Raw genomic sequence first — 24673 nt, forward strand, 5'->3', positions numbered from 1 at the left:
GTAAAATGCGCACAGACTTGCTGCCTATGTTATTTTTAAAACTCTGCTCTGCCCAGAAATACGCTTAAACCTTTCCAAAAACATTAATAAATTTTAAACCACCGGTAAAAGATGATTTATATAGAATGTAGTGACAATCATTCAAAGGTTTGTCGCAATTCGTAAAGGGTAAAATATTTTGTCGGAAATTAACATTCACGACGCTATCGCAATTAGAAAAACACCTTTGGCTAAACTACTTTTAAATATTTTTAAATCTATTCTAAACAATCATCGTTTAGTGAAGGCTTTTTTTACCCATATACTGCTATTCATCGCACTGACAAGTAGCTCATTTTTAGCCTTGTTGTTGGTCGTATTTTTTCTGTTACTAACAGATTTAAACTTTTTACACTATCAAAGCGACTTATAGTTAACGGTACGTTAATTATGTAAAAGTTTTGTGTATGGACATAACCAGATCTGCGTTAAAAAACGCCTCAGGTGTCGCTATTTTAGTGGGTATTATCGCGTTCCTGGGACTTTATAGTCTATTTAAGTTACCGATTCAGTTATTCCCCGATATAGAACGGCCGACTATTTCCATCCAAACATTTTGGCGAGCAGCCTCTCCTCAAGAAATTGAGTCTGAGATACTAGAACCCCAAGAAGAGGTGTTGCAAGGTATTCCAGGATTACAAAATATGCGTGCATGGGCTAACCAGGGTAATGCTTGGATCAACTTGGAATTTGGTTTAGAAACTGACATGCAGCGTACTTTGATAGAAGTGATTAGCCGTATGAATCGCATTCCACCTTTACCTAGGGATGCACTGTCTCCAAATATAATGATGGGTGGCGGCGGTGGTGGGACTCCCGCACTTACTTATTTCTTCTTACAAAAACTTCCTGGAAATGAGCGTGAAATTTCACAATATGTAACTTATTTTGAAGATGTTATTCGACCTTCTCTTGAGTCCATTAATGGCGTGGCTAGAGTTCGCATGGAAAGTGGGGTAGGTGGCAATGAAGAGTTCCAGATTGTATTTGATCCCTATTTAGCCGCCGAGTTAGGTGTGGATATTACCAATATTTCCAGAATTTTAGGATCGTCCAATGATGTTTCTGGTGGTTTTGTTGATGTTGGCAGACGTAAATATACCATTCGATTTAGAGGTAAATATTCACCATTAGAAATGGGCGATATGATTTTAGAGTGGCGGGATGGCAGTCCTATTAAGCTAAGCGATATTGCCGAAATAAAAATTCAACGAGCGCAAGCTTCAAATTTCAGTGTGCAAAATGGTAACCCTGCTATTTCAATTCGCATAGACAGGGAAAATGAAGCGAATGTCTTAGCCACTTTAGAAGCTGTGAAATTAAAAGTAGACGAACTGAATCAAACGGTTTTGATTGATGAAAAACTAACAATGGCACAATCATTTGATGCTTCTGTTTTTATCTACCGCGCAGTGAACTTAGTCACCAGTAACTTAGTTATTGGGATTTTGCTATCGATAGCTATTTTATGGTGGTTTATGGGACAAGTTCGCGGAACACTGATAGTTGCGTTAGCCATTCCTATATCACTACTCAGTACTTTTGTCGTTTTGCACTTAACTGGACGTTCGCTAAATGTTATTTCATTGGCAGGATTAGCATTTGCCGTTGGAATGGTGTTGGATGCAGCCATAGTGGTGTTAGAAAATATTGTTAGACACAAACAGAAAAATGAACACGCTGTAAAAACCGCTCAAAGAGCAACCAAAGAGGTCTTTGGCGCGCTGTTAGCATCTACCGCTACTACGGTCGCAATTTTTATTCCCGTTATTTTTTTGCAAGATGTAGAAGGCCAGTTGTTTGCCGACTTGGCGCTTACCATTGCCATTGCCGTGATAATTTCTTTTGTGGTTGCAGTTACTGTACTGCCTGTTGCTGCGAGCCGCTGGCTGCAGGTTGATTTACCACCAGATAGATTAACGAATGTGTGGGCTAAAATAACTGACAAAATCATGATGCTAAATGCAACGGCTAAGAAGCGCTATATAACCATTTGCTTACTAATGGTTGTACCAATCACGTTTACTTTAGTGTTGATGCCAAAATTAGATTATTTACCCCCAGTTAAGCGTGATGCCATTGATTCATTTTTTAACTTTCCGGCAGGGGCAAGTGACAATTTTATTCAACAAGAAGTGATGTCAATTGTGGTTGAGCGACTCAAACCTTATATGGCTGGTGAGAAAGAGCCCGCACTTAAAAATTACTACATTATTACCTGGCCGAATGGCGGAACATTGGGAATTCGAGCAAAAGACCAAAACAATGTCAGAGCGTTAGAGAGTTTAGTTAGAGACGAAATTTTGAAAGATCTGCCGGATACTGAGCCTTTTACAATGCAAGGCAACTTGTTCGGTGGTTTTGGTAATGGTAGAAGTATTGATATGCGCTTACAAGCAACTAACCATGAAGGGCTTACCGCTGCCGCTCAACATGGATTAGATCTACTTCGAGAAGCATTTCCTGATGCGAATGTACGAGCTAACCCAAGTCTTGAGCAAGCAGAGCCTGAGCTCCAGCTTTACCCTAACGATCACAGAATGATGGAAGTGGGAATGGATCTAACACGCGTTGCCAGCCTTGTGAGATCTATGGGGGATGGTATGTATGTAGGGGAGTATTTTGATGGTATCAAACGGATGAATATCATATTTAAATCCCAAGATTGGGGCAACCCTGAACAATTAGCCGTTACCCCAATCATCACGCCTAGCGGAGAGATGGTGCAGTTAGGAGAATTGGTCAATGTAGTGAGATCGGTTGGTCCAAGCCAAATTCAACGTGTTGATAGGCGTCGTACCCTAACGTTATCGGTTAATCCTCCTGAAGGTATGTCGCTCGAAGAAGCTATGGCAAAAATTAAACAGGATGTAGAACCTCAATTGATGGCAATGATGCCCTCTGACGGCGCGATTAATTATGGCGGAAGTGCGGATAGTTTAAATAAAGCAATCGCAACGATGAGTCAGAATTTTCTATTTGCAATGGCGCTACTCTTTGTATTGATGGCTGGACTATTTAAGTCGCTCATCGATAGCTTAATGGTGATTTTGAGTATTCCCTTGGCAACTGTGGGTGGCGTGATAGCGGTTCGATTGCTCAACATGATTAGCTTCCAACCTATGGATTTGCTCACTATGATTGGTTTTATTATTTTGCTTGGTCTGGTGGTGAATAATGCCATTTTGTTAGTTCATCAAACCCGTAATGGTGAGCGCCAAGGCCTAGCTAGACAACAAGCTGTGCATCAGGCTTTGTTAATGCGTTTACGACCCATTTTCATGAGTACATTAACCAGTATTTTTGGCATGTTGCCCCTTTTGTTACTGCCTGGTGCTGGCAGTGTCATATACAGAGGCCTTGCTGCCGTTATCGTAGGGGGCATGTGTGTTAGTACAATATTTACATTATTACTATTACCAACATTGTTGTGTTTAAGGCAGGGCAGCCAAAGGCTTTTAATCAATCCTAAAATGGCTGATGAACAGCCGATAGTCAGTCATTAACCATACTCAATTTTATTGGAAAACAAAATGATAATAAAAAATAATAAAGCGCTTTTGCTCTCGCTACTACTCACTTTTAGCGGTCACACATTGGCACAGCAAGATTCAGATACCTTAGTGGAAGTTGATGAGGTTTATAGTGAAATGATCTCACAACAAATTTGGGTACCGGGGACTGTGGTCAGTCGCAGTGACTCAAATATTGCTACGGAAGTACCTGGACGAATTACCTGGATGGCCGAAGTGGGTGATTTAGTTGAGGTCGGAGAGGTGTTAGCGAAAGTAGATGATCATATGCTGAAACTCAATTTAGAGCAAAATCAAGCAAACGTTGCTAAGTGGGAGTCGCGAGTCGATCTTTTGAGTCGTAAACAACAACGGTTCAGTAGTATGGCGCAACAGGCGAATACATCCAAAGATCAACTTGATGAAATCGTGTCTGAACTAGAAGTTGCAAGACAGGAGTTAAATCAAGCTAAGGTCGATCAAAAATTAACCCAATATCGGATTACACAAAGTCAAATCAAAGCCCCCTTCAAAGCAATGGTAGTGGAACGAATCCAAAGCCCAGGTGAATATATCTCAACTGGGCAAACAGTACTTAGAGTGGTCGACACAGGCAATATTGAAGCTTCTATTAAAGCACCGCTTTCAGCTGTTCCTTTTATCCAACAAGGTTTAGCGGTGAAGGTTGTTGTCGGAGAGTTTGAAAAATCACATCAAATTCGGGCCATTGTACCTGTTGGAAATGCCCGTTCGCGGATGATGGAAATTCGAGTTCAACTTACCCCTGATGAATATGCAATTGGTGGTGCGGTGCGTGTTGCATTGCCTCATAGTGAGTTTCATCAAGCATTGACTGTTCCAAGAGATGCGTTAGTTTTAAGAAAGTCAGGGGCGTTTGTGTATCAAATCGCCGGAGACAATGAAGTTAAACAAGTGGCAGTAACTGTAGGTATTGGTGTCGGAGAAAGGGTTGAAGTGTTTGGTGATCTTAACCATATTTCGCCAGTTGTTGTGCGTGGCGCAGAAAGACTAAAAGATGGTCAGAAAGTACGTTTTTCTGAGCAGTTGGAAGAGCTAGCCACATTGTGAAATGTGGCTAAGTCGAACACGGCGATTATCAGTTAAGGTCGCTTTAATATGTCGAATAGATCCTGTTGAATTTTAACTAAATAAGGATCTAATGGTTTTTTCTGTTGCCAACTCGTCTCTAATTCACTGCATACCAACTGTTGATTAATTTCGCCCACCATTACGCCTGTCTTGCCTTCCAGTGCCATTTCAACAGCAAAAGCCCCGAGTTTGGTAGCTAGAACTCGATCCTGTGACACTGGAGAGCCCCCTCGTTGTACGTAACCGAGAATCACTGGGCGACATTCTATTTGGGTTTTTTGGCTCAGTATCTCAGCTAACTTTGTTACCCCCTCTGGCCACAAGTTTTCTGCTATTACGACAATATAACTACTATTCCCTCTGCGCTTTTTCACCGCTTCGATATGGGCAATAAGGTTTTCTAGTTCATCCTCACAACTGCGGGATATTTCTGGCAGCATAATATGATCAGCGGCAGAGGCGATGGCGGCATTTAAACCGATAAAACCGGCGTGACGTCCCATCACTTCGATGAGAAAAATCCGTTCAAAGGCATCGGCTGTGTCTCTAACTTTATCGATGGAGTCTAAGGCCGTTTCGATTGCGGTGTAATAGCCTATAGTGGCGTCTGTCCCATCTACATCATTATCTATTGTGCCAGGTAATCCTATTACTTGACCTGACCAATGTTTAGCAAGATGCTTTGCTCCGCGAAAAGAGCCATCACCACCAATTACCAATAAGGCTTCAATTCCAAGCGCATCCAAATTTTTCGCTGCCGTTTTAGCAGAATCATTGGATTTAAAGCTTAAACACCTTGCGCTGTTTAAAATCGTGCCGCCTCGTTGAATGATATTTAATACATTTTTGGCTCTTAGGTTTAAATATTCTTGCTCTAGCAACCCATTGTATCCATGACGATAGCCGTAAACCTCTAGTCCATAACGTAGACTGGTGAGAACAATTGCACGGATACAAGCATTCATGCCGGGTGCATCACCGCCTGAAGTGAGAAGCGCGATTTTACGCATGTATAATACCCCTTAGCTGACTTAATAATTTAAACCTTTGCTAAACATAGCCTTTTTATTGAAAACTATAAAGATTTAGCAGAGCAGGTGTCATAAGTGACATAGTTATTAAAACTGTAAGAATTGATGTTTCACTATTGCCTCACTGTCACTAGTAAGCAATGATGCAAATAAGAATAAAGATACTTAGTACTACTAGAGATGTTACTTACTATGTTTAAACGTTTATTTTGCACTTTTTGCTTAGCGGCAGTGTTATTACTCACTGGTTGTACTTCAAAATTCGCATATAACAATATTGATTGGTTGTTGTATTGGTACGTGGATGATTATGTTGATCTAGATAAGTCTCAGAAGCAAATGTTAGACGCAAAAGTAGAAAAGTGGTTGCTTTGGCATCGACAAGATGAGCTTTTGCGCTATCGGCAACATTTAGAAGATTTAAAAACAGACATACAAAATGGCGTTTTAAGTTCTCAGCAGTGGTTAACTCATTTCGACCGAGGAAGTGCCCACTGGAAGCGCTTTAGAGGTGAAATTAGCCCTGAGTTGTCAGAATTGTCGTTGCACTTAAATGACCAACAAATCGATGACATGTTCGCTGCATTGGAAAAGGATAATCTGAAACAAGAGAAAAAGCGCAACAAAATGTCTAAGCAGCAGCGCATAGAAGACTCTATAGAAAATACTCAAGAGCAAATTAAAGAGTGGCTAGGCAAGTTGTCGAATCCTCAGAAAGTGCTAATAAGTGAATATGTCAGTGATTTTAAGCCTACTTTTGAATACTGGATGTCATATCGACGGGAAATTCAGAACGTTACAAAAACCTTAATGTTATCTCGACATCAAGTTGATGACTATGCGAGTAAATTGAATCAGTTGATGCAAAATCCAGATCAATTTAAAAGCTCCGAATATCTGCAAGCAAACGAATATAATCGAATCAAATATGCCAATTTGTTAAATGCCTTAAATATGACCTTAACTGAAAAACAAAAGAAACATATGAAAAATAAATTAAATGATTTAATCGAAGATATTGATGATCTAATTCAAGATTAGAGTGTTAACTTTTTGAAAGTAAAATGTGTTTATTTTAATCCTTAGGTCGTGTTTTTACTGCTTTGAGTAGTCTTTTTGCTTATTTTTCAAATGTATACAGTTGTTAAATAAGCGGTGAAATTTCATACCCTTGACTGATTTTCTTCTTAACTTACTGGTTAGCCAGTTTCTTATAAAGTTCTTGATGTTGCAGTTGCAATGTTATATTAGTATGACATTACATCTATATATCTATCCAAAACCTTCCACTAAAACATAACAACGGGAACTCAAAAATGAGAGAGTACAATAATAAAAAATCTAGTTTTACGGGTCGTAAATTGCTATTGGCTTCGTCAATTATCTTTGCATGCCAAACGCTTCATGCTCAGGAATTAGAACGGATCACAGTAAGTGCCCAATACAAAGAAGAAGATTTACAGACAGTTCCCATTGCGATTACGGCATTGAATGAAGAAGAAATCGAATTGCGTAATATGACTGACGCGCTTTCGATTGGTGAAGCGGTACCTAATATTTACATTGCTAAAAATGTTGGTTCAGCAAGTGGTATGAAAGTATTCCTTCGAGGTATCGGAGAAGACGAATCTCGTGTGGGGGTTGATCCTGCGGTAGGTATTTATGTGGATGGTGTTTATATTGGTCGTCAGACTGGGGCATTGTTAGATTTAGCGGATATTGAATCTATAGAAGTATTGCGTGGCCCTCAAGGAACACTATATGGTCGAAACTCCAATGGTGGTGCAATCAGAGTCACCACTAAACAACCGAGTATTTCAGATCGAACTATTTTAAAAATGTCATTGGGTTCAGATCAATTAACCGATGGTTATTTAATGGTCAACAAAGGTCTAACAGACAAGCTAGCCGGTCAAGTGTCAGTATTCAGTAAAAGTCGTCGTGGATTCATAAAAAACACAGATAACGGCGAATACCTAGGTGATGTAGACAAACTAGGGGCGCGTGTAGCGCTTGCTTACTATGGCGATGTTTGGGATTTATCTTGGTCAGCAGATTTCATGAGAGATAACTCAGAACCTGGTTACTCTTCGTTAGTGCTAGACGATGATGGTGATATATTCACCATTAATCAAGCTGAGTTTCCAACAAGTGGGTTAGTTAATGGTGAAACAGAGTTGGGTGAATATTATAATCACTTATATCAAAGCGGCACCAGTTTTAAAGCACACCGTACTTTTGGCAATGAAATTTCGTTTGATTCAATCACCTCTTACAGACGTTTAGATCAAAGAATGTTAACCATTGTAACTTTGCCTTTCTTTCAAGATGTTCATCAAAACCAGATGAGTCAAGAATTTAGATTTGCTAAAGACGCTGAAGATTACAGTTGGGTTACAGGTGTTTATTTATTCCGCGAAGAAGCCGATCAGTATACTGAATTTGTTTTCGGTGGTGCAGATATCGACTTGTTAACTGAATCGGCTGGTTTGTTTGGTCAATATACATATAACGTATCTGACAAGTTACATGTGACTGGTGGTGTTCGTTATACGTGGGAACAAAAAGATTTTGATGCCGCACCAACTGCAGATTATTGGAGTTCACTTGGTCAAGAAAATGCTGGGCTACAAAGTGATCAATGGGGTAAATTCTCATGGAAAGGGGTAGTTTCATACGATGTAAATGACGATATGATGACTTACGCATCGATAACCACTGGTTTCAAATCAGGTGGTTGGTCACCAGATAGTTTTGACCCAGTACAAGAAGAGTCGGTAATTACTTATGAAATGGGTATGAAAAGCGATTTATCTAAATCTTTTCGTTTAAACGTAACTGCTTTTTTCAACGATTATACCGATTTACAAACCAGTGGTTCAACCGCTAATGGCTTTACCCGAATTAATGCGGGTGACGTAGAAACTTACGGTATTGAAACCAATATTACATGGCAAGCTACGGAAGATTTAACCATAGATGCATTTGTTGGATTGTTAGAAGCTAAGTATGTTTCACTTACTGAAGAAGCAACATTCTTTGTTGAAGAAGACTTTGATTTAAAACAAGCGCCACCAGTTAGTTATGGTGTTAACTTCAACTATGTTAAAGAAGTAGGTGATGGTCAACTAATTTACAATGTGCAATATGCGTATACAGATGATCAGTATAACGATTTAGCTACAACTGAACTTATTAAGCGCGAAGCAACGGACATTTTAAATGCGCGAGTAGCTTACAAGTGGGGTACAGACATAGAGTACAATGTTGCATTATGGGCTAAAAACGCACTGGACGAAGAGTTCGCTGCATCAGGCACTACCGGTAATTTAGCCATATATCCTGGTGACCCTAGAACCTTCGGAATAGACTTTTCAATAAACTATTAATAATTAGAATTAAACTGTAAATTTCCATAATAATACGGTTAAATAGTGAAATTGAAACTCGAAGAATAGCCAACGGTAATAAAATTATGAGAATTAGGTTAAACGGATTTTTCCTAGCTCTAATTACGGCTGTTCTTTGGGGTGTTCTACCGGTTTTCTTGCAAATATGTCTACAAGCTTTGGATAGTATGACGATCACATGGATTCGTTTTTTATTCGCCGGGCTTGTGGTTTTTGTCTTTCTACTTAGTACAAATGCGTTACCGAGCATATGGAAACAAGTGCCTAGAGCACAATTTATTTTAATAGTCGCTGCATTAGCGCTGGTTGTTAACTATGTTTCTAATGTAAAAAGTCTAGATTATGTAAATCCCGAAACGGTTCAAGTGGTGATGCAAATAGCTCCTATTTTATTGATGTTAGGGGGCATCGTTTTTTTCAAAGAACGACTTAATCGACTTGAAATCACCGGAGCGATAATTTTATTTTTGGGTTTGGGTTTATTTTTTAGTCCCAAGTTAGATTTACTCTTTTCATCTATCAATTCTTATAATTCAGGCATCATGTTGGTTGTTCTAGCCGCGGTAACTTGGGTCGCCTATGCTCTGATGCAAAAAGTCTTGTTACGCTCATTTACTGCCAAGCAATTAACCTTACTGATTTATTTAATTGGTATTCTTGCGCTTACTCCTTTTATCCACTTATCGGCCATCACGGATTTAAATCAGCTGCAATACTACGCTTTGCTATTCTGTTGTTTGAATACTGTAATTGCCTACGGCTGTTTCACCGAAGCATTGAATATTTGGAGTGCAGCAAAAGTGAGCGCAGTGATTGCAACAGGGCCATTGTTTACATTTTTGAGTGTGGTGATCGCTCAACAACTTCTGCCTGAGCAATTTAGCTTAATTGAGCTAGATAGTTATGTCATTTTTGGGGCTATTTGTGTTGTATGCGGTTCCATGACAACGGCTTTAGCAAAACGTAAAGTTGTAAAACCAGTTGTTTAACTAAGGGTTTTGACTAAACAGTATTAGTCGAATTAGTTCGAACTCTAAATCTGTTTACAGGACAACCTTTTAATCAACGAGCAGGGGATCATTATCTTCTCTGACGATGGCTCTTTATTGTTGATGTTGTTCAACAATAACTTAGTCGCTTGTCGACCTATTTCATAAGGATTTTGAGTAATTACTGTGATGGGGACTTTAAAGAAGTCGGCCATAGGAATGTCATCAAAACCTAAAATCGACACGTCATCGGGAATAGATATATTTTCGGCATTCAACGCAGTTAATATATCTGTGGTAATCGCCAGATGTTGAGTGAAAAACACAGTTGGTGGATTATCTGCATCTAGTAAGCTGGTGGGGGAGTGTTCAAATCCAGTTTCACGGCGCCAATACTGAATGAGTTGTTCATCGAGTGGAATACCATGTTTTTGCAGCGCATCAGAATATCCTAAATAACGATCTTTTCGTGATTTAACATGTTTAAAATCTTGAGTGACAAAACAAATTCGCTTATGGCCTAATTGTATTAGGTACTCAGTTGCCTCAAAAGCCGCTTTTCGATAATCAGATATAATGATATTTTTTTCATTACCATCATGTTCAAGTTGAAAATGCACGATCGGTAAGCCACCGTCACTGTATCTATTGATTAAATCAGTATTCTTTCCCGACGAAGCGATAATAATGCCATCAACCCGCAGTTGGTATAATGTCTCTAATGATTTCGCTTCAACTTTTGGATCTACGTCAGTGTTATAAATTAATAAATTGTACTCACTGGTTTTACAAAAATCGTCAATTCCTCGAATGGTACGGCTCGTATAGAAACCTGTTATGTCCCTAACTATCACCCCAATGGTTTTTGTCTTATTCATTTTCAGGCTACGAGCAATAGGGTTAGGCACATAATCCAATTCGCTAACGGCTATTTTTATCCGTTCCTTTGTCTTTTCAGACATGTAGTCGAAACGGCCATTTAAGTACTGAGAGACAGTACTATTTGACACCCCAGCTCGTTCAGCCACATCAATGAGTTTAGTTTTTGCCATTTAAATATTTCTTGAAAGGTTCTGATTAGTCGAATATTGACATTCTGCAACAATATGTTAACTTAATCAACTAAACCGTTTTAGTAAAACGTTTTTGTTTTTGTATCCTATTGATAATATTAGGTAATCTAACAAGAGGCAAAATGTGGAAATTTCTAATATTGAATACTTAGTCATCATTGGCTATTTAGCGTTGATTGTTATCGTTGGTTTTGTTTTTAAAAAATTCTCAGCTAATACCGATGACTATTTTAAAGGCGGTTGTAAGGGCACCTGGTGGCTTGTTGGTAGCAGTGCCTTCATGAGTGCTTTTAGTGCGTGGACCTTTACCGGTGCTGCTGGCATTGCTTACGAATCAGGATTTTCTGCGATGTTTATCTTCTTCGGTAACGTGCTGGGGTTCTTCGTAAACTTTTTGTTTATGGGCCCTTGGTTACGGCAAATGAGAGTGACAACATTTCCTGAGGCCATTGCCAGTCGCTTTGGTGAAACAACCCGTGATTTTTACGCCTATTATGAAGTGCCTATTCGTATTTTGTATTCTGCTATGGCGCTGTATGGACTTGGCATTTTTTGTTCCGCAGTGTTTGGTTATGACATCAACTATGTGATTGTAGTCTGCGGTGTCGTTGTACTGCTTTATTCTGCTACCGGCGGACGTTGGGCTGTGATGGCCACTGACTTTCTGCAAGGATTAATCCTCGTTCCTTTAACTTTAATCGTTGCTTGGTTGTGTTTGGACGCCCTAGGTGGAATCAACAATTTGTTTGCTGAGATTGAGGCGCAAGGTTTAACCGAAGAATACAGTATGGTCAATTCTGCGACCTTATTTGGAGGGGCTTATACTTGGGGCTGGGCGAGCGCAATGATGGCCAAACAATTCATCGTTTTCAATTCCATGAATGCAGCACCAAGATACTTTTCGGTAAAAGATGGGCGAGAAGCGCGCAAAGCCGCTTTGTTCTGCTCAATATTAATGTTGTTAGGTAGCTTAATTTGGTTTTTACCCCCAATCACCGCACGACTTTTATACCCTGAACTAGTTATGGCATTTGATATAGCTAAGCCCGCTGAAGCGAGTTATGCGGTTGCCAGTATCAGCTTATTACCTGTGGGGCTAGTAGGGTTGATCGTGGTCGCTATTTTAGCGGCAACTATGAGCTCAATGGATACTGGCTTAAATACCAACGTGGCGATTTTGATAAAAGATATTTATCCCAAGGTCTCACGCAAATTACGCTGGCAATCTAAAGGCGAATCAGAGCTTTTAAATTATGGCCGCACCTTAACTTGGGTTATGGGTTTCTTAATTGTACTTTTGGCGCTTTATTTTGCCCAACAAGATGGTTCTGGGATATTCGAAATCATGTTGCAAGTGGGCACGTTGTTGTCAATGCCAATTACGATTCCACTATTATTGGGCATGTTTATACGGCAAACACCTTGGTGGGCAGCGCTTTTATCTATCGCCTGTGCGTTGCTATTTTCTTGTTTAGCTTTCTTCGAAGTTCCTTTGAGCTACTTAGGGTTTTCGCAGTCTTATAGCGATGCCTTTGAATGGAATTTTCAACAACAATTTTTTGGTGTGTTAGGTACAGGCACATTTGGCTTTTTGGTATCTATGCTATTTGCACCAGCTTCGAATTCCGCCCATCGGAAAATGGTAGATAGGTTCTTTAAAAATATGAAAACCCCCATCGATTTTGAAAAGGAAATAGGTGAGGGGAATGATCTTAGCCAATTAACCGCTATTGGCCAGTTTGGCGCGGCAGTAACAGGATTCATCGCCTTAATGTTGATAATTCCTAATCCGATAGAAGGCAGAATATCGATACTGGTACTTGCGCTAATAATAGGAGCAATCAGTGTCTTAATGCTAAAAGCCGGTAAGCCGCCCGCAGCCGAGATTAAATCAGTAACACCGTAATTCAAATTATGGCACTCATTTACTCTAAGAATTGCAATTTATTAACGATTATGACTTTTGAATACAGGGATTAACCATGAACTACTTACTTATTAACGACCAACTTGAAGTGCTTAAAGCGGAGCTTAAAACCACCCGCAAAGAGCATTTAACTCGGCTTATTGAGCAGTGTCGTTTATATGAAGACGAAGTGCTCTCAAAAGAGCATCCACATACTAGTATTACTTATATGGGGATGGCCGCGGCAAATTTAAGTTTGGCATATCTACTCACTGAACAAGAACATTATTTGATTGAGGCTAAACGCTGGATCTTTACCGCAGTTGATTATGACGTTTGGGGGTATGGGTTTCTGGTGGACGTTGATCTCAGTGCTTCATGGATGCTATTTGGTTTAGGCTTATCTTACGACTGGCTCAAAGATGATCTCACGGACGATGAACGCACTAAGTTTCTAAATAAATTGATCCTGCAAGGCAATAAAATTTTTGACTATGGACAACAAAACCTCGGACATTGCTGGTCTACTAATTATTGGCAGAACCATAATTGGATAAATTATTCTGGCCTGTTAACCACCGCTTATGCGATTCGCTCTGAACATGAGGGCGCACAGGTATGGATTGACGAAATTAAAGATAACTTTGACAAAGTATTTGATTATTTGCCTAAGGATGGTTCCAACTACGAAGGCACCGGGTATTGGCGCTTTGCGATGAATTTCTTTTTAGTTGCTGCAGACTTGATTCGTAAAGATGGTGGTACTGATCATTTTAAAACTGGCTTTATGCAGAATACGTTTGATTATCGACTTTATCAGTCTGCACCGAATTGGGAAGAGAACATTAACTTTGCGGATGTACACGATAAACGCAGCTCTCATTCAATTTGTGCATACTACAAGATAGCATCTGAGTATAACAACGGTCAGGCACAGTGGCTAGGGGAGATGGTTCGCACCAAATTCCTGTTTAGAGAAGCCTATCAAAGTAAAATTTTTCCAGGTATCTTGCCAGAAGCCTTTCTTGAGTTAATTTGGTATAACCCTGAAATACAACAGCAATCCCCGGAGAATTTACCCCTCACCAAATATTTCCCTGATCTTGGCTTAGTGGTAATGCGTTCAAGTTGGGATACAGATGCGACTCATTTATCATTTAAATGCAGTCCTGCTGGTGGCCACAAACAATGGAAGGTGAGCTGGGAGCTGGATAAAAAGAACGATTGGAAAACCCGCAGTCTTACTCATTATCACGTAGACTTTAATCAATTTATCCTTGTTCATAAAGGCGCATCACTGGTCATCGACGAAGGCTATAACCGAACTTCTAAAGCGGAAATTCATAATTTGGTTACCGTTGATGGTACCGGCTGTGTTGGTGAGAAAATATGGGACGAGGGAGACTTAAGTGATCCCGTACTATTTGACCTAAACTGCAAAGGTATTCATAACGTATGGCGCGATGTTCCTGAAAGTGCGGTCGCCCAAGTTGAGGCATTCTCTAATCAAGATGGTTATTGCTATGTGGTTGGCGAATCAAGTCGTATGTACTATCCAGAAATGCAGTTAACCCGTAATGCTAGGCATATTATTAATAGTGAATGTGGCTATTTTATCTTGTTAGATGAATTGGAAAGTCATTTAGAGCATACTTATACTTGGCGCATCCATTCTGAAAAATATGCTAAAAAAATAAGTCAAAATCAGTTTGAAATTGTTAATGGTAACGGCGCACTTAATGTATTTACCGCGTTTCCTGAAGCACGGCAAACGAAAATAGATGAAACCTTAGTTGAAGAGATAATGACCCCGCAACGGCCAGATGATATTCGTCGGATTAGTTTAAAAACACTGTTAATTGAAAATCCTGAAAAAACGAAAAATACTTACTTCCTCAATGTTTTTCAGCCTAAAGACGCAATTCAATCACAAAAGAGCAAGGATATTTCGGTTCAATCCCTTAAAGGTGAGAATTGCATAGGTGTTGAAATTAGCTCACCGCAGTTCGCTGAAACCTTCTTATATTCCAGTGAAAATAAAATCGAGTATGGTGATATTAATGCTCAATCGAAATGGATATCCATCTTGCGCGATAAGGCCGGAAAAATCGTTAAAACAACAAGTTACGATGGTGTTTGAGCAAAATCTCTGGAAAGTATTACCTGTGATTACACTTATTATTAGGAATAGAAAATGTTAGATAAATTTAGTTTAGAAGGAAAAGTCGCTTTAGTTACCGGCTGCAAACGTGGGATAGGTAAAGCAATCGCATTGGGTTTTGCGGCTGCTGGGGCAGACATTATTGGCGTTTCAGCGAGCTTAGAATTACAAGGCTCGGAAGTAGAAAAGGAAGTAAATGGCCTTGGTAAAAAGTTTAAAGGTTACCAATGTGATTTTTCTGACCGCAAAGCTTTGTATGCATTCATTCAGGAGGTCAAAGCAGATTTTCCTAAAATAGATATATTAGTTAATAATGCGGGCACCATATTGCGCGCACCGGCCGCTGAGCATAGTGATGAACTTTGGGATAAAGTCATAGATGTTAATTTAAATTCGCAATTCATTCTAAGCCGAGAAATTGGAAAAGAGATGGTTGCCCGTGGTAAAGGCAAAATTATCTTTACTGCATCACTATTGACCTATCAAGGTGGAATTACGGTTCCCGGTTATGCTGCCAGTAAAGGTGCAATTGGACAATTAGTAAAAGCCTTGTCGAATGAGTGGGCAGGCAAAGGTGTTAACGTCAATGCCATTGCGCCAGGTTATGTCGATACCGATAATACCGAGGCTCTGCGCAACGATGCTGTGCGAGCAGCAAGCATATTAGAACGCATTCCACAGGGCCGTTGGGGAACGCCTGAGGACTTCGAAGGACCTGCGGTATTCTTAGCGTCAGATGCCTCTAGTTATGTGAATGGCTCAATATTATTAGTCGATGGGGGATGGATGGGAAGGTAACTACTATTCCTAGCTAGCGCTACTCACAAATGAGCTAAATTGCCGGTCTATCTAACTTACCATCGCGTTGTTAGATAGATTTGGCAGATAGTCAACTAATCCTAATTAGTTCTGTTTGGGTTTCTGACCAATCGGTGTTTCGTTTTTCTTACAAATAGTATCGAATTCATCTCGGTAATACCGCAAATTTACGCATGCTTCTTCGTACTGGATTTTAGCGGTAAGTGCTTGTTGGGGATAATCCGTTTTAAGCATAGTCTTACGTAATCTTTCGCATTCTTGATGCTGTTGTTTGACTTCTAATACTTCTTCACAAGGATTATCGTTACTCACACAGGCTGATAGTGAAACGAAACAAACACATGTTCCTACTGTTTTAATCATTTTTTGAATGGCATGGGAATTAAGCATGGGGTTCTCTCAGCTGATTGAATTCAATCAGAAACTTCACGATAACTAACCATAACCGAGTGGCGTACAAAAAGCTATCGAATAAAAAACTTACCTTTATTAGACAACATAGTCGAACTGCGAATCGTAGCTTCTCGTCCAGCCCCTTCAGGGATTATTTTATATTGAGTTTAGATTTGAACGGATGTCGTTCAAAGAAATGTGGTGGAGGGGGCAGGATGACTTCGGACATCCTGTCCTTCGCCCTTCGGGCCATGCTGCGCATGTTCTATTTTGTTCCAGACAACATAGTCGAACTGCGAATCGCAGCTTCTCGTCCAGCCCCTTCAGGGATTATTTTATATTGAGTTTAGATTTGAACGGATGTCGTTCAAAGAAATGTGGTGGAGGGGGCAGGATTCGAACCTGCGAAGGCTGAGCCGGCAGATTTACAGTCTGCTCCCGTTGACCGCTTGGGTACCCCTCCAAAGAGGCGCGTATACTAACAGGAAATTTCAGTGTGTAAATAGAATTAAAGATTTTTTTTTAATTAACGATAAAAATAGATTAAAAGGAAAATACTTTGACTGCTGAAATATCCCCACAATCTAAAGTGGCCATTTCTGACCTCGAATGGTCGGGAACCCTTAATCGTGCTCTAGAGCAAGGGGATAAATTCGCATTGTTATTGGCGATGTTGGAAGATGACTACCTGCAACGGCCTAATGTAAACGGTGGCGCTGATGAACCTAGCCATTTTCCCAGTAGCATTTCAAAACACTACTACCCACAAACTCCACTCCAAGCAGAGCAGCAAGACTGGTCATTAGCACGCACAACAAGTGAATTAATGGCGCAAAATGTGAGTGACGCTATCCTCTGGCAGCGAATGCATCCCCAACCATTATCCATATTCAATGATGCCAAACGAATTGAACCTGAAGTGAAAATTAATTGTGGTTATTATACCCAACAACGATTCCACGCTGCACACTCGGCCAACACAATAGATGTAGATGAAACCAAACTCTACGATATCTTAAATGAGATGAGTTAATTAGCTAATTATTAACCCTAATTAATTTACGGTTTTTGCAAAATTATCTGTAGTTGGTATAATCCGCGCCGCAAAAAATGCTTTGGTTTTACGTTCCAATTCGCAAAAAGGTTAAATATGTCTAAATTCATTGTTTGCGCAATGTATAAATTTGTTGCGCTTGAAAACTATAAAGAAATGCGTCAGCCACTCATTGACGTGTTAGAAAGTCACAATATTAAAGGTACCTTGTTACTTGCTAGTGAAGGTATTAACGGAACTGTCTCTGGGACCCGTGAAGCAATTGACAGTCTAATTGCGTACCTCAACAGTGATCCCCGTATCAATCCAATTTCCTGTAAAGAGTCTCTAGATGACGTGCAGCCATTCTATCGTACCAAGGTGAAACTCAAAAAAGAGATTGTCACTATGGGAGTAGAAGGTATTGATCCAAAAAGAACTGTAGGCACATATGTGAAGCCTGCGGACTGGAATGCATTGATATCTGACCCTGAAGTCTTACTGATTGATACTCGTAATGATTACGAAATTGAAATTGGTACTTTCGAAAATGCAGTCAACCCTAAAACTGACTCTTTTCGGGAGTTTCCCCAGTATGTAGCAGATAATCTCGATCCTAAAAAGCATAAAAAAGTAGCGATGTTTTGCACGGGGGGAATTCGTTGTGAAAAATCCACTGCATTTATGAAGGAGCAGGGATTTGAAGAGGTGTATCACTTAGAAGGGGGGATTTTAAAATATTTGGAAGAAGTCCCTGAGCAAAATACTATGTGGAAAGGCGATTGTTTTGTATTTGATAACCGTGTTGCAGTTGATCATAAATTACAAAAAAGTCACTACGAAGCTTGTTATGCTTGTCGTCTACCCATAACTGAAGAAGATAAACAAACACCAGAATATGAACCAGGCGTGAGTTGTCCTAAATGTTTTGGTAAACACACAGATGAGCAGATTGCGCGTTTTCGTGAACGTGAAAAGCAGGTGAATTTAGCTAGAGAGCGCAACGAAGAACATGTGGGATCTGAAGCTCGAAAGGCGACAAAGTTGCGTCGACAACGTAAAGCGGCTGAGCGCAGAGAAAGACGTTTAGCTGCAGGTAAGTCAGCGTAGACAGACACACTTATAACGCGTTAAACTGCCGTTTGAATTAAATTAGAAAGTATTATAAGACTTAAATATGACCGACAAAACACCATTGGATGACAGCAAAATTGCTGAGATTCGCAAAGAGTTTGACTTTTTTGACCACGATAAAAATGGTCAAATTGATTTACCTGAGTTTATAGAGCTTTTAACCATCCTTTCGCCAAAAACAAAAGCGAGTCACGTTCAAGAAGGCTTCTCATTGATTGATGAGAACAATGATGGATTCATCGACTTCGAAGAATTTCTAGATTGGTGGCAAGAGGCTTGGTGGGAATATTAATTCCATTTACAAATTGCAGTTTTTGAAAGCCCCGCAAGGGGCTTTTTTATGTTCAAAGATGATATTTGTGGAGAAGCCCATGTATGTTGAGAAAAAATTTCAGTTATCAGACTTGGATGCGATGCGAAGTTTTATCGCACAAAATAGTTTTGGATTAATTGTATCTACTGATTTGAATTCTACCCATCTGCCATTTGTTTGTGATGTGGATGAAAATGGTAAACTATGTTTGTTTGCCCATATGGCCAAAGCCAACCCTCACTGGAAAACTATCGACAATAACCGAGCGCTTGTTGTCTTTAATGGGCCGCACGCTTACATTTCTCCTAGCTGGTATGCGACAAAACCCGCTGTCCCTACTTGGAATTATGTGGCTGTTCATTGTTATGGGGTGGTGCAGTTATTAGATGAAGATGATACTGCCTTAAGAATGCGCCAATTGATTTCTCACTATGAGCCTAGTTTGTTAAAAGATGACAGCACAATGCCTGAAGATTACCAGCAACGCCTTCGTCAGGCCGTGGTAGGTTTCAAACTGGAAATAGATGACATTCAGGGAAAAGAAAAACTTGGCCAACATCGTAAACATGAGGATCAACTCGGGGTCTTTTCGAGCTTAAATAATAGCGCGGATCCTGTTGCTAAGCTATTGGCTGAATACATGGAAGAACGCAGTCTGGGTAATGGTGAGACCTAAACCTTTTAATTAATGAGTATTGAAAAATGACACCTGCAATTAATCTAGCCAAAAAACGTAAAATTCAATATACCGTCCATCAATATCAGCATGATTCAGACACTAAATCATTTGGCTTAGAGGCTGCAGAGAAGCTGGGATTAGCCCAACAACAAGTATTTAAAACCTTGGTTGTTGAATTTGATGGAAAGGAATTGGCAGTGGCCATTTTACCGGTTAATACTAGCCTGAGTATGAAGTTGATGGCAAAAGCGTTAAGTGCAAAAAAGGTAAACATGGCGGACAAAGCTGATGTGGAGCGAGCCACCGGTTACGTATTGGGTGGTGTCAGCCCTTTAGGTCAAAAGAAACGCTTAAAAACCATTATTGATGATAGTGCTCAAAGGTTTTCGACAATCTATGTCAGTGCAGGCCGTCGAGGCTTGGAAATTGAATTGGCTGCTGATGATATCATCACCTTACTCAATGCAAAATACGCAGAGATTAGGCAGCAGTAAATCCCTTTTGGTTTACTATTTTAAACATGGACAGCCATATTATTTTAAACATGGACAGCCATATAGCATGAGCCAATATTTTAAACATGGACAGCCATATAGCATGAGCCAACATGGACAGCCACAAACTAGACTAGAACTAGACTCTTAGGAAAATAGAATCAACTATGCTTTAGTATGATTAATTCAGGGAGTGAATTATGCCACTGGCAAGGAAGCGACAAATCAATCTTTCAGATACCCCTTATTATCATTGTGTATCCCGATGTGTCCGGCGTGCCTTTTTGTGTGGTGAAGATGAACTGACAGGGAAAAGCTATGAGCATCGTCGCCAGTGGGTAGAAGACAGGTTATTGTTTTTGACCACCGTCTTTGCCATCGAAGTTTGTGCCTATGCAGTGATGAGCAATCACACCCATGTGGTGTTACATGTGAATGCTGACAAAGCTAAACATTGGACGGATACAGAGATTGCTCAGCGCTGGCACAAGCTTCACAAAGGAACCTTGCTCTCACAAAGGTTAACCTCAAAAGAAGCTCCCGTGTTCACAGACGCTGAACAAATCACACTCCAGTCAACCTTGTCCGTTTATCATAATCGCTTAACCGACATTAGCTGGTTTATGCGAGAATTGAATGAGCCGATTGCTCGACAAGCTAATCAAGAGGATGACTGTACCGGTCACTTTTGGGAAGGGCGATTCAAGTCACAAGCACTGTTAGATGAACATGCCTTAGCAGCCTGTATGGTGTACGTAGACTTAAACCCTATCCGGGCAAAAATGGCAACAACCCCAGAGTCTTCTAACCACACCAGTATTAAACGCCGTATTCATGATTTTAAGAAAGGTTATCAGCCCTCTACGTTAATGCCCTTTGTTGGCAACCCAAAACCGCAGGGGCTAATGTTCGATTTAGTCGAATATCTTAAGTTGGTTGACCTATCTGGTCGCAGTATTAATCCTCACAAACGAGGTGCAATTGATATGAATGAATCACCCATATTGCAACGTTTAGGGGTGGATGAACACACCTGGCAAGATATGTTTTTGACCTTTGAAACCAATTTTAGCGTGGCTGCAGGGCAATCAGACACCTTGAAACGCTATAAGCGAAAACGTCGGCAAAAGAATTCTGTAGGCTAACGATTCCACTAAAGCCGCTTTTCATTTCAATTGTTTCTTTGCACAAGAGACAGGCCTCCCCCTGCACTAAATTCAGCTCAATAGCGCCCATTTCCCAGAAACCGATGATTCCATAGGTATTTATCTAGATAATGAGCGTATTAAAACCTTTTCGATAAAATCCATTAATAGTTATGAGCCACGATCTTTCAATACTTTCAAAGGTGGCTGTCCAGATTTGAGATATTTGAAAAAAGGTGGCTGTCCAGATTTGAGATATTTTCCTCCCTTCTTTTTGTCAGGGTTTTTTACAAAATTTACAATTTGTTAACTAGTGGGGAATTAAAACGCTTAGTTTTCAACATGGTTGAAAATTTGGCACAAGGTATGCTGAAGCAATTACGTAGTTTTACAAATGTTAAGTAGTAGATCTAAGTGAGCCTATGTAATTAACAAGGAATAAAAATATGATAAATCGTTTCTCTAAACTCAGTATAGGGGGGGCTATATTGGCTTGCAGTACGGCTGCTTCAGCTAATTTAATCAACCTATTCGAAACTCAACGTGAAACCGATTTCGCCTATGCTGGCGTAGGGGGATTGCGTGGCACAGGAGTAGGTGATATTGCACTATCTGGTGTGTCAGGCACGGTCAGTCAAGCCTATCTATACTGGCATGGTCCTACATCATCAAGCGATTCAACATTTAATGCTAACGTTATGTTCAATGGCAGTGCTATTTCAGGCACTAATATCGGTTTTTCTGATGATAATTTCTGGGGACAGGATAACAGCCAAGCCTACCGCGCGGATGTGACTGGCTTAGTCAGTGGCGATGGTACCTATGCTTTGTCAGGATTCTCGCCTGACAATTCAAATGGAGCATCTTTGGTCGTTTATTACGACGATGGTGATACCACAAACAACAGAGATATAGTGACATTCGATGGCAATGATGCGAATTTCCCAAACTCTTATGATCCTGATGGATGGGACGTGACTTTGCCTGGTATTAATTATTCTGGTGGAACCGCTTCTCTAGTAATGGGGGTAAGTGATGGACAAGATTTTGGGATAGGCAACGATGGCCAATTTTTCATTAATGGCGTTGATATCGCAGGTCTTTTCGATGGCGCTTCAGTTCCCGCTACACCTGGCTCATCGGTAGGTAATGGCGGTCTTTGGGATTTAGTTGAGATTGATATAACGTCTTTCTTATCATTAGGCAGCAATACTATTAACTTGACCCATAGTGGCTTTCAAGATGCACTGAGCGCTGTTCACTTTCATGTGAATTTACCAGCCGGTGCTGCACCATCGGACCCAGGTCAAGTGCCTGAACCAGGCGTTTTATTGCTGTTAGCATCCGGTTTATTGATGCTTAAACGCCGTAAATAGTAAACGTTAGTCTGATAGTGACAAAGGGCACACGCTGGAATATGCGTGTGCTCTTTTTAGTTACGTTATGGGTTTCCCTAAAAAGCTTCGCAACGCAAAGCTTCAAAAATTATAAACGCCACAAAGTAGAAATAAATTGTTGTATCAGTCGCTTGAGTGCAAAAGGGAGCTTTGAGGGATCTATGTTCTTCCAACTTTACCAACCTAGCTATAAATAATTAAGTTTGAAAGACTGTTTCTGGCAGGATACTGGCTGCGAAAACAGACAAAGAGCATTAATTTCGACGGACTGATTTAGGTTAAGCTATTCCCTTTAATGATTCAGTTGAGTTATGTGCAGTAATTCTCCAGCGGGGCCCCACAGATAAAAAACCTTGGCCCACGATTCGGCTTGAATCTCTGATAATTTGGTTTTGTATTGTGACTTTTTGGCTAAAGTGTAGGCTTCCTCAATATCAGATACGCATATCTGTAACATCAAATTTTCGGCTAATTGTTGATTATAAAAACGCTGTATGAAAAATTCACATTCGCCATTTTTGCACAAGGTGAGATCATCTGTAACGTATTCACTGGTAAATCCCAATTGATTATAAAAACTGACCGATTTTTGATAATCTAAACTGGGTATAAATACTTTGATATCTTCAACTTGCATAGGGCTCCTGCTTTATTCATCTTCAGGTTCTACGGGTCTAGCTTTCTTACGCATGGGAATATGACCCACATCAACCCCTTCTTGGGCGCGGATCCGTTTTTGCGGTTTAGGGGCATTTTGCGGCGCGACTTTTTTGGCTTTTTTCTGTGGCGCACCTTTTAAAGCTCGTTGTTTAAGCGGTTTAAGTCCCTTGAATTTGCCTTCAAGTCCCTCAAGCTCACTGAAACTAATACTTTGTTGTAAAATTCCTTTGATGGTAATAAAACTCTGCCAATCTTTAGGACCAACAAGAGATGCTGCATTGCCTTTACTACCAGCTCGTCCAGTGCGTCCAATGCGATGTATGTACTCGTCTGCCAATTTGGGCAAGTCAAAATTGATTACCCATTCGACTTTTCGGAGATCTAAACCTCGTGAGGCTACGTCGGTGGTGACCAATACTTGATGTTGACCACGACTAAAGGCATTCATAATGTTACTTCGTTGAGACTGGGTTAAACTAGCGCTCAAAGCTGCGCTATCTATGCCATCTGCCGCTAATAATAGAGACAGTTTCTCAGTGTCTTCTCTGGTTGCGGTAAAAACAATTACTTGTTTGTTATCCGTATTTTCCAGCAATTTTTTGAGCAATGAAATTTTATGATCTAAATGATCTGCCAAATAAAATTGCTGTTCAATATCGAGGTGTTGTTCTCTTGAGTCACCCACACTTATTCGTTGTGGCGCATTCAACATTCTTTCGGTTAGATAATGTAATTCTGCTGAATCTAATGTGGCAGAGAACATCATTGTCTGTCTTTTGCGGTGATCAGCACAACGGTCAATTAACTTTAATTCCTCCGCAAAACCTAAATCTAACATGCGATCTGCTTCATCAAGGATAAGTAACTCTAGTCCATTCAAATATAGACTTTTCCCTTTTACATGATCAGCTACTCTGCCAGCTGTACCTACAACAAACTGCGGGTTTCGTTTTAGCGCCTTAACTTGATCATTAAAATTTTCACCACCTAAAATGAGAGTCGCAAAAATATTCTGATTGGCAATTAACCATTTGAGCTGCATGAATACTTGTTTTGCCAATTCCCTTGTCGGCGCTAAAATTAGCACTCTTGGGTCTTTTCGACTCAGGGCTCGTTGTTTAAGTACCCGTTGTAGCGCAGGAATTAAAAACGCGAGCGTTTTCCCCGAACCCGTTTTAGAAGATGCTAGCAAATCTTTGCCAAGCAGGCCTTGTCCAATGGCTTTCGCCTGAATTTCAGTTACTTCTTGAAAGCCTTTTATTTCTAGGGCTTTTAAAATTCGATGGTCTAGGGGAAAGTCATTAAATTGCAAAGTTTGTTCTCTTTTAGGGCTTGGAATTGATCAAATGGAGATATTAACACACAGATGTAATTT

Annotated in this window: 20 protein-coding genes, 1 tRNA gene and 1 other RNA gene; 15 read left to right on the forward strand and 7 right to left on the reverse strand. The window is 40.2% G+C overall.

The window, feature by feature from the left end; translation table 11 throughout:
• Positions 1-446: 446 nt before the first annotated feature.
• A complete protein-coding gene (locus tag VUI23_RS09440; protein WP_342808020.1) occupies positions 447-3545 on the forward strand; it encodes an efflux RND transporter permease subunit in 3099 nt (1032 codons plus the stop codon).
• 27 nt (positions 3546-3572) lie between these two features.
• The gene (locus VUI23_RS09445) at positions 3573-4640 is read left to right on the forward strand and encodes an efflux RND transporter periplasmic adaptor subunit (RefSeq protein WP_342808022.1); all 1068 of its coding nucleotides are present in this window, start codon (positions 3573-3575) and stop codon (positions 4638-4640) included.
• A gap of 32 nt (positions 4641-4672) precedes the next feature.
• Here VUI23_RS09445 and VUI23_RS09450 read toward each other — a convergent pair whose 3' ends face one another.
• Entirely contained in the window at positions 4673-5671 is a 999-nt protein-coding gene (locus VUI23_RS09450; protein ID WP_303501940.1) for an ATP-dependent 6-phosphofructokinase, read from the reverse strand.
• 213 nt (positions 5672-5884) lie between these two features.
• Here VUI23_RS09450 and VUI23_RS09455 point away from each other — a divergent pair, with 213 nt between their 5' ends.
• From VUI23_RS09455 to VUI23_RS09465, 3 genes are all read left to right on the forward strand, one after another.
• On the forward strand, positions 5885-6733 hold the full coding sequence (locus VUI23_RS09455) for a DUF6279 family lipoprotein (RefSeq protein WP_216047659.1): 849 nt from the start codon (positions 5885-5887) through the stop codon (positions 6731-6733).
• Between the two features lie 275 nt (positions 6734-7008).
• Complete coding sequence (locus VUI23_RS09460; RefSeq protein WP_342808024.1) at positions 7009-9081, forward strand: TonB-dependent receptor; 2073 nt, start codon at positions 7009-7011, stop codon at positions 9079-9081.
• A gap of 86 nt (positions 9082-9167) precedes the next feature.
• Positions 9168-10091, forward strand: a complete 924-nt coding sequence (locus VUI23_RS09465) for a DMT family transporter (protein ID WP_216047661.1) — start codon at positions 9168-9170, stop codon at positions 10089-10091.
• Between the two features lie 44 nt (positions 10092-10135).
• On the opposite strand, the gene VUI23_RS09470 is transcribed toward VUI23_RS09465, so the two are convergent.
• Positions 10136-11143 (reverse strand): LacI family DNA-binding transcriptional regulator, encoded by a 1008-nt coding sequence (locus VUI23_RS09470; protein WP_216047662.1) that lies wholly within the window; start codon positions 11141-11143, stop codon positions 10136-10138.
• Between the two features lie 145 nt (positions 11144-11288).
• On the opposite strand from VUI23_RS09470, the gene VUI23_RS09475 reads away from it, so the two are divergent.
• The 3 genes from VUI23_RS09475 to VUI23_RS09485 all read left to right on the forward strand — a co-directional run bounded on the left by VUI23_RS09475 (position 11289) and on the right by VUI23_RS09485 (position 16029).
• A complete protein-coding gene (locus VUI23_RS09475; protein WP_342808026.1) occupies positions 11289-13070 on the forward strand; it encodes a hypothetical protein in 1782 nt (593 codons plus the stop codon).
• A 76-nt stretch (positions 13071-13146) separates the two neighbouring features.
• Positions 13147-15210: a DUF4962 domain-containing protein gene (locus VUI23_RS09480; protein WP_342808028.1), complete on the forward strand. Its 2064-nt coding sequence runs from the start codon at positions 13147-13149 to the stop codon at positions 15208-15210.
• Between the two features lie 54 nt (positions 15211-15264).
• Positions 15265-16029, forward strand: coding sequence for a 2,5-didehydro-3-deoxy-L-galactonate 5-reductase (locus tag VUI23_RS09485; RefSeq protein WP_342808030.1), 765 nt, complete (start codon positions 15265-15267; stop codon positions 16027-16029).
• A 105-nt stretch (positions 16030-16134) separates the two neighbouring features.
• Here VUI23_RS09485 and VUI23_RS09490 read toward each other — a convergent pair whose 3' ends face one another.
• The 3 genes from VUI23_RS09490 to VUI23_RS09500 all read right to left on the reverse strand — a co-directional run bounded on the left by VUI23_RS09490 (position 16135) and on the right by VUI23_RS09500 (position 16906).
• On the reverse strand, positions 16135-16440 hold the full coding sequence (locus VUI23_RS09490) for a hypothetical protein (protein WP_216047666.1): 306 nt from the start codon (positions 16438-16440) through the stop codon (positions 16135-16137).
• Between the two features lie 202 nt (positions 16441-16642).
• Positions 16643-16778, reverse strand: a non-coding RNA gene (locus VUI23_RS09495) — RtT sRNA.
• 43 nt (positions 16779-16821) lie between these two features.
• Positions 16822-16906, reverse strand: a tRNA-Tyr gene (locus tag VUI23_RS09500).
• A 96-nt stretch (positions 16907-17002) separates the two neighbouring features.
• Here VUI23_RS09500 and VUI23_RS09505 point away from each other — a divergent pair.
• The 7 genes from VUI23_RS09505 (at position 17003) to VUI23_RS09535 (ending at position 22617) form a co-directional block, all read left to right on the forward strand.
• The gene (locus tag VUI23_RS09505; protein ID WP_342808033.1) at positions 17003-17476 is read left to right on the forward strand and encodes a VC2046/SO_2500 family protein; all 474 of its coding nucleotides are present in this window, start codon (positions 17003-17005) and stop codon (positions 17474-17476) included.
• 117 nt (positions 17477-17593) lie between these two features.
• Positions 17594-18586: a rhodanese-related sulfurtransferase gene (locus VUI23_RS09510; protein WP_216046401.1), complete on the forward strand. Its 993-nt coding sequence runs from the start codon at positions 17594-17596 to the stop codon at positions 18584-18586.
• 67 nt (positions 18587-18653) lie between these two features.
• Entirely contained in the window at positions 18654-18902 is a 249-nt protein-coding gene (locus VUI23_RS09515; protein ID WP_216046402.1) for an EF-hand domain-containing protein, read from the forward strand.
• 79 nt (positions 18903-18981) lie between these two features.
• Complete coding sequence (locus tag VUI23_RS09520) at positions 18982-19599, forward strand: FMN-binding negative transcriptional regulator (RefSeq protein ID WP_342808035.1); 618 nt, start codon at positions 18982-18984, stop codon at positions 19597-19599.
• Positions 19600-19625: 26 nt separating this feature from the next.
• Positions 19626-20096 (forward strand): Cys-tRNA(Pro) deacylase, encoded by a 471-nt coding sequence (gene ybaK / locus VUI23_RS09525; RefSeq protein ID WP_216046404.1) that lies wholly within the window; start codon positions 19626-19628, stop codon positions 20094-20096.
• 200 nt (positions 20097-20296) lie between these two features.
• Positions 20297-21241, forward strand: coding sequence for a transposase (locus VUI23_RS09530; RefSeq protein WP_342808037.1), 945 nt, complete (start codon positions 20297-20299; stop codon positions 21239-21241).
• 446 nt (positions 21242-21687) lie between these two features.
• Complete coding sequence (locus tag VUI23_RS09535; protein WP_342808039.1) at positions 21688-22617, forward strand: PEP-CTERM sorting domain-containing protein; 930 nt, start codon at positions 21688-21690, stop codon at positions 22615-22617.
• Between the two features lie 313 nt (positions 22618-22930).
• On the opposite strand, the gene VUI23_RS09540 is transcribed toward VUI23_RS09535, so the two are convergent.
• Positions 22931-23275, reverse strand: coding sequence for a lactoylglutathione lyase (locus tag VUI23_RS09540; protein ID WP_303500998.1), 345 nt, complete (start codon positions 23273-23275; stop codon positions 22931-22933).
• A 12-nt stretch (positions 23276-23287) separates the two neighbouring features.
• Complete coding sequence (locus VUI23_RS09545; protein ID WP_303501000.1) at positions 23288-24610, reverse strand: DEAD/DEAH box helicase; 1323 nt, start codon at positions 24608-24610, stop codon at positions 23288-23290.
• Positions 24611-24673 lie beyond the last annotated feature (63 nt).

Origin of the sequence: Alteromonas sp. M12 (genome assembly GCF_037478005.1) — a bacterium.
GTDB lineage: Bacteria > Pseudomonadota > Gammaproteobacteria > Enterobacterales > Alteromonadaceae > Aliiglaciecola > Aliiglaciecola lipolytica_A.